This is a genomic window from Rathayibacter sp. AY2B5, assembly GCF_002931645.1.
GTDB lineage: Bacteria > Actinomycetota > Actinomycetes > Actinomycetales > Microbacteriaceae > Rathayibacter.
Window position 1 is genome coordinate 200,242 of sequence record NZ_PSUE01000005.1, and the last position, 6,652, is coordinate 206,893.

Consider the following 6,652-nt stretch of genomic DNA (forward strand, 5'->3'; position numbering starts at 1 on the left):
CCGCGCACCTCCTCTAGGATTCGGGCACCGCTCTGGACGGAGACAGCATGACCACGGCCTCGCCCCACGACGTCATCCGGGTGCGGGGTGCGCGCCAGAACAACCTCCGGGGGATCGACGTCGACATTCCGAAGCGGAGGATCACCGTGTTCACCGGGGTCTCGGGCTCCGGCAAGTCGTCGCTCGTCTTCGGCACCATCGCGGCCGAGTCCCAGCGCCTCATCAACGAGACCTACTCCGCCTTCGTGCAGCAGTTCATGGGGTCGCCGGCCCGCCCGGACGTGGAGTCGCTCGACGGACTGTCGGCCACGATCGTCGTCGATCAGGAGCGGATGGGGTCGAACGGCCGGTCCACGGTCGGCACGGCGACCGACGCGTACACGATGCTGCGGATCCTCTTCAGCCGGATCGGCGATCCGCACGCGGGCACGAGCGGTGCGTTCTCCTTCAACCTGCCGGAGGGGATGTGCCCGCGGTGCGAGGGGACGGGCCGGGTGTCGAGCATCGACCTCGACGCGCTGATCGACCGCTCGAAGTCGCTCGAGGGCGGTGCTCTCGACGCGATCCCCAACTTCGTCGTCGGCGGCTGGTACTGGAAGGGCCTCGCCGAGTCGGGCCTCTATCCGGCCGATGTGCCGATCGCAGACTTCACGCCCGAGCAGATGGACGCGTTCCTCCACCGTCCGGCCACCAAGATGGCCATCGCCGGGATGACGATGACCTACGAGGGCCTCCTGGTGAAGGTCACCCGCCTCTACCTGGCGAAGGAGGCGGCGCAGCCGCACATCCGCGCCTTCGCCGAGCGGGTGGCCACCTTCGCCGCCTGTCCCGAGTGCGGAGGCGGCCGGCTCACCCGGGCGGCGCTGGAGTCGCGCATCGGGGGCCGGAACATCGCCGAGTGCGCCGCGCTGCAGGCGACCGACCTCGCCGCGTGGCTCCGCGGACTGCAGGCGCCGTCCGTCGCTCCGATCGTCGAGACCCTCCTCGGGACGCTCGACGCCCTCGTCCAGGTCGGGCTGGGCTACCTGTCGCTCGATCGGGAGTCGGGCACCCTCTCGGGCGGTGAGGCGCAGCGGGTCAAGATGGTGCGGCATCTGGGATCGAGCCTCACGGACGTCACGTACGTCTTCGACGAGCCGACGGCGGGTCTGCATCCGCACGACGTCTCGCGGATGATCGAGCTGCTGCGCCGCCTGCGGGACAAGGGCAACACCGTCCTGGTGGTCGAGCACAAGCCGGAGATCATCGAGATCGCCGATCACGTGGTCGACCTCGGTCCGAGGGCCGGTGCGCACGGCGGCGAGCTGCGGTTCGAGGGGACGGTGGCGCAGCTGCGCACGTCCGACACCCTGACGGGCCGTCATCTCGGTCACCGCGTCCCGCTGAAGGAGGCCGTGCGCCGTCCGACCGGGGCGGTGGAGATCCGCGGGGCCTCCACGCACAACCTCCGCGGCGTCGACGTGGACGTCCCGCTGGGCGTGCTGACCGTCGTCACCGGAGTCGCCGGCTCGGGCAAGTCGTCGCTCCTGCACGGCTCGCTCGCGGGTCGGCCGGGCGTGGTGGTGGCCGACCAGTCGCCGATCCGCGGCTCGCGGCGCAGCAATCCGGCGACCTACACCGGGGTCCTCGACGCGATCCGGGCGGCCTTCGCGAAGGCGAACGGTGTGAGACCGGCGCTCTTCAGCGCGAACTCGGCAGGCGCCTGCCCCGTCTGCAAGGGGGCCGGGATGATCTTCACCGAGCTGGGCCCCGCCGCGACGGTCTCGTCGGTCTGCGAGGAGTGCGACGGCAAGCGGTTCACCGCTGAGGTGCTCGAGTACCGCCTCCGCGGGAGGAACATCCACGAGGTGCTCTCGATGCCGATCGTCGACGCCGCGGAGTTCTTCGCGAGCGGACCGGCGCACACGGTGCTCGCCCGTCTCGTCGACGTCGGTCTCGGCTACCTCACGCTCGGACAGCCGCTGAACACGCTGTCCGGGGGCGAGCGTCAGCGCCTCAAGCTCGCGATCAACATGGCCTCGTCCGGATCCGTCTACCTGCTCGACGAGCCGACCACGGGCCTGCACCTCGCGGACGTCGACACGCTGCTCGGACTGCTCGACCGGCTGGTCGACTCCGGGAACTCGGTCGTGGTGATCGAGCACCACCGCGCCCTGATGGCGCACGCGGACTGGATCATCGACGTGGGGCCCGGAGCCGGGCACGACGGAGGGACGATCGTCTTCGAGGGGACTCCGGTCGGGCTCGCGGCGGCGGACACGCTGACCGGACGCGCCCTCGCCGAGTACGCGCGCTGATGCGTCCGCAGCCGCGACGCTCGCGCGTCAGCGCGAGAACGGGCCGGACAGGGCCGCCCACTGCAGGAGCATGATCGTCTTCGCGTCGACGATCTGCACGCCGATCTGGGTCAGCGCCTCGTCGAACGAGAGCTCGAGGACCTCGATGTCCTCGCCCTCGTCGGCGAGTCCCGCGAATGCTCCGCTGCGGGTGCCCGCACGGTAGCGCCCGGCGTAGAAGTGCAGCTTCTCGGTGACCGAGCCGGGGCTCATGAACGCGTCGAACACGTGCTCGAGCCGGCCGACCTCGAGTCCGGTCTCCTCGGACGCCTCGCGGCGGGCGCCCTCCTCGGGCCCGTCCTCGTCCAGGAGACCGGCGGGCACTTCGAGGAGCATCCCGTCGAGGTCGCCGTTCACGTACGCGGGGTAGCGGAACTGCCGGATCAGGACGACGGTGCGCGCGTCGGCGTCGTAGAGCAGGACCGCCGCGCCGTTCCCCCGGTCGTACGTCTCGCGCTGCTCGCTGGTCCAGCTGCCGTCGCGGTGCCGGTAGTCGAAGCGGGTGGTGCGGAGGACGTACCAGTCGCTCGAGAGGAGGGTGACCTCCTTCACGACCACGTCGGGGTTCCCGACGAGGTCGAGGCCCTCCCGGTCGAGTCCGGTGCGGCCCCGCCGGTCGGGCTCGTCGATGCCGGCGATCACGCGCGTGCTCCCGTGTGCGTCATTCCTCAGCGGAAGTTGACGAACTGGAGGTCGAGCTCGAGGTCGGCCCCGCGCAGGAGCGCCATGGTCGCCTGGAGGTCGTCGCGGCTCTTCGAGGAGACGCGGAGCTCGTCGCCCTGGATCTGCGACTTGACCGACTTCGGCGCCTCGTCACGGATGAGCTTGTTGATCTTCTTCGCGTGCTCCTGGTCGATGCCCTCCTTGAGGGTGGCCTCGATCCGGTACTCCTTGCCGGACGCGAAGGGCTCGCCCGCGTCGAGGCTCTTGAGGCTGATGCCGCGCTTGATCAGCTTCGACTGGAAGACGTCGAGGATGGCGTTCGCCCGCTCCTCGGTGTTGGCCTTGATCAGGATCTTCTCGCCGCTCCAGGCGATCGAGGCGCCGACGTTCTTGAAGTCGTAGCGCTGCTCGACCTCCTTGTGGGCCTGGTTCAGGGCGTTGTCCGCCTCCATCTTGTCGATCTTGCTGACGACGTCGAACGTTGAATCTGCCATGGCTCCGAGTTTAGCTTTCAGGCGTGGCGGAGCCCGGCCCCAGGCGCGGCTGGTACCTCTGAGGGGTGCGCCGCCTCCCCGTTCTCGTCCTCGTCCCGCTCGCCGGCCTCCTCCTGGCCGGCTGCGGCCAGCGGCCGCCCGCGCTGACGGTCGAGGAGGGCCTGTCCACCGTCCCTCCCGCGGCGACCGCTCCCGTCGCGGCCGACCCCGTCGTGCTGGAGGATCCCGAGCAGGCCGCGGCGACGCCGGTGCGACTGCTCGCCGACGAGGCGTGGCTGGGCACGGCGTCCGAGGGGAGCGGCATCCCGCTGCGTGCGCTCACCGCCTACGCGGGCACGGCCCTCCTCACGGCGTCGGTCGACCCCGACTGCCGGTTGGACTGGGCGACCCTGGCCGGCATCGGCTACGTCGAGAGCAGGCACGGCACGATCGACGGCGGCGAGCTGGGCGAGGACGGGCGGCCGACGGAGCCGATCTACGGTCCGCGCCTGGACGGAACGCGCTTCGACCGGGTCCCCGACAACGACGGCGGGGCTCTGGACGGCGACGCCGAGGTCGACCGGGCGATGGGTCCGCTGCAGATCATCCCGGCGACGTGGATGGCGTGGGCGTCGAGCGGATGGGATCCGCAGAACGTGGACCAGCAGGCGGTGACCGCCGCCCGGTACCTCTGCGACGCCGGCGGCGACCTCTCGACGGAGTCGGGATGGCGGGCGGCGATCGCGGCCTACAACCCGGCCGGGAGCTACGCGGGGAAGGTCGCGGAGGCGGCGTCCCGCTACGCGGCGGAGGCGGACTGAGGCCGCGCGGCACCGATTTCCGATCCGCCGGTCGCGTGGGTATCCTTGCTGAGCGCCTCCGGTTGTGAACACGCGGTCGGGTGCGCCACGGCGAGTTACCCTAGCGGCCAAAGGGATCTGACTGTAAATCAGACGGCGTAGCCTTCGGGGGTTCGAATCCCTCACTCGCCACCGAGCAGGAACATCCAGCAGACGCCCCGGCATCACGAGATGCGCGGGGCGTTCCGCATGTCGGGGGATCGCCCTTTCGGCGGAGTGCCTTTCCGGGGGAGCACCGGTCCGGCGGATCGCCGGGCCCGGCGTCTTCGTCCCGTCGCACCCCGCACGCCGTCGGCCCGGCCTCCGCGGTCGCCCGGCCCGCGCTGTCGGCCCGGCCCGCGCCGTCGCCTCAGCCCCGCGCCTCCTGCTCCAGGAACCCTGCGAGGGAGAGCGGCGGCCGTCCGGTCAGCCGCTCGACGTCGGACGAGACGTGCTCCAGCTGTCCGGCGGCGATCGCGGAGTAGGTGCTGACCCAGGCGTCCAGCTGCCAGTCCGGTGCGTTCCAGCGGCGGCGTGACGCGTACGCCTCCTCGAGGGTCTCGTCGACGTACACGGCGGGGCGGCCCGCCGCCGTCAGGGTCGCCGCGACCTCGTCGAGGGTGAGGGCCTCGGGCCCGGTCAGCTCGTAGGCGGCTCCGCGGTGCTCGGAGGGGGAGCGGAGGACCGCGGCGGCGGCGCGGGCCACGTCCTCGCGCGCGACGACGGCGGCACGGCCCGATCCCGCGGGTCCGCGGATCGCGCCGTCGTCGCCGAGCATCGCGGGCAGGAAGTCGAGGTAGAGGTTGTCGCGGAGGAACGTCCAGCCCATGCCGGAGCGGCGGATCGCGTCCTCGGTGGCCGCGTGGTCTCGGGCGAGGGTGAAGACCGCATCGGGTGCGGCTCCGGCGAAGGAGGTGTAGACGACGTGCTCGACACCCGCGGCGGCGGCTGCACCGACGAACGCGAGGTGCTCGGCGCGGCGCTCCTCGTTCTCGGAGGCGGAGACCATCAGGAGGAGGCGCACGCCCTCGAGCGAGTCGCCCGCGTCGGCGAAGGAGGAGCGCACCACCTCGGCCCCGGGGAGCTCGGGCGCGCGGGACGGGTCGCGGACCAGCAGGCGGAGGGCGTGACCGGCGTCGGCGAGCTCGCGCGCGACGCGACCGCCCACGGCTCCGGTGGCTCCCGTGAGGGCGATAGGGGTGCTCATCCCCCCATGATGGGCCCGATCCCTAGGCTGGGGCCATGAGCGACAACGCCCCCCTCCTCGCCATCGCCCGCTCGATCGCCGTCGAGGCGGCGCACCTCGCCCGCCTGCGGCGGCAGGACGGTGTCGAGATCGCCGCGTCGAAGTCGTCCCCGGAGGACGTGGTGACGGCCGCGGACCGGGAGGTCGAGGAGCTGATCCGCAGGCGCCTGGCCGAGGCGCGTCCGGACGACGGCTTCCTCGGCGAGGAGTCGGGGTCGGGGGGCGGCACGAGCGGGCTGACCTGGGTCGTCGATCCGATCGACGGGACCGTCAACTACCTCTACGGCATCCCCTCCTACGCGGTCAGCGTCGCTGTGGTGGAGGGGGAGCCGGATCCCGCGACCTGGACCGCGCTCGCCGGCGCGGTCGTGAACGGAGCGACGGGCGAGGTGACCACGGCCAGCCGAGGCGGGGGAGCCGAGCGGGACGGAGTCGCGCTGCAGGTCTCGGCTCCCTCCTCCCTCTCGCTCGCGCTGGTCGGCACCGGCTTCGGCTACGACGCGGGCCGCCGGATGCGTCAGGGCGCCGTGGTGCAGGAGCTCCTGGGCTCGGTCCGCGACATCCGCCGCATCGGCTCGGCGGCGCTCGACCTGTGCTCGGTGGCCACCGGGCAGCTGAACGCGTACTACGAGCGGGGCCTGAACCCGTGGGACCTCGCTGCGGGCGCCCTCATCGCCGAGGAGGCGGGTGCGCGGGTCGCGGGACTCGACGGCGCACCCTTCGGCTCCGGGCTGCTCATCGCGGCACCGGATCCTCTCTTCGCCGAGCTGGAGGATCTGCTGCGCCGCTTGCGCGCGGACGAGGTGTAACCGCTCTCCCAGGCCGAGCCGACAAGGATTCCGTGCGTCGAGAGGCGGATCGGCGCAGGATCCCGCCGGGGCTCGCCGCGCGTCGTGCCCCGATCGCGCCTGTGTGCGGCGGCCTCTGGCCGGATCCCGCCGGCCGTGGTTATCCTTTATGAATTCGTGATGTTCGCACAGGCTGCGCTCACGGAGCCGAGCGGTGCCTCTCCCTGGAGGCCCGCTCGTCCCCTGCCCCCGACGGAAGACATCGATTTCGTGAGCCCCGATTCGCCCGCCCCCGCTGCCCCTGCAT

General features: G+C 71.9%; 6 protein-coding genes and 1 tRNA gene. 4 read left to right on the top strand and 3 right to left on the bottom strand.

Annotation, left to right across the window (positions count from 1 at the left end; genetic code table 11):
• Positions 1 to 47 precede the first annotated feature (47 nt).
• Positions 48 to 2,297 carry an excinuclease ABC subunit UvrA gene (locus C5C30_RS05805; protein WP_104262959.1) on the top strand — a complete coding sequence of 750 codons (2,250 nt, stop codon included), beginning with the start codon at positions 48 to 50 and terminating at the stop codon, positions 2,295 to 2,297.
• A gap of 27 nt (positions 2,298 to 2,324) precedes the next feature.
• Here the strand turns inward: C5C30_RS05805 and C5C30_RS05810 are convergent, their stop codons facing one another.
• Positions 2,325 to 2,978: an NUDIX domain-containing protein gene (locus C5C30_RS05810; protein ID WP_104260458.1), complete on the bottom strand. Its 654-nt coding sequence runs from the start codon at positions 2,976 to 2,978 to the stop codon at positions 2,325 to 2,327.
• 26 nt (positions 2,979 to 3,004) lie between these two features.
• Positions 3,005 to 3,493, bottom strand: a complete 489-nt coding sequence (locus C5C30_RS05815; RefSeq protein WP_104223606.1) for a YajQ family cyclic di-GMP-binding protein — start codon at positions 3,491 to 3,493, stop codon at positions 3,005 to 3,007.
• Positions 3,494 to 3,558: 65 nt separating this feature from the next.
• Between C5C30_RS05815 and C5C30_RS05820 the strand changes: the two genes are divergently transcribed.
• Together C5C30_RS05820 and C5C30_RS05825 are read left to right on the top strand one after the other, a co-directional pair.
• Positions 3,559 to 4,293, top strand: coding sequence for a hypothetical protein (locus C5C30_RS05820; protein WP_104247936.1), 735 nt, complete (start codon positions 3,559 to 3,561; stop codon positions 4,291 to 4,293).
• An 89-nt stretch (positions 4,294 to 4,382) separates the two neighbouring features.
• Positions 4,383 to 4,464 (top strand) — tRNA-Tyr (locus tag C5C30_RS05825).
• Positions 4,465 to 4,681: 217 nt separating this feature from the next.
• Here the strand turns inward: C5C30_RS05825 and C5C30_RS05830 are convergent.
• On the bottom strand, positions 4,682 to 5,518 hold the full coding sequence (locus C5C30_RS05830; RefSeq protein ID WP_104268584.1) for an NAD(P)H-binding protein: 837 nt from the start codon (positions 5,516 to 5,518) through the stop codon (positions 4,682 to 4,684).
• A 35-nt stretch (positions 5,519 to 5,553) separates the two neighbouring features.
• Between C5C30_RS05830 and C5C30_RS05835 the strand changes: the two genes are divergently transcribed.
• Positions 5,554 to 6,366 (top strand): inositol monophosphatase family protein, encoded by an 813-nt coding sequence (locus C5C30_RS05835; RefSeq protein WP_104333341.1) that lies wholly within the window; start codon positions 5,554 to 5,556, stop codon positions 6,364 to 6,366.
• Positions 6,367 to 6,652: the final 286 nt, after the last annotated feature.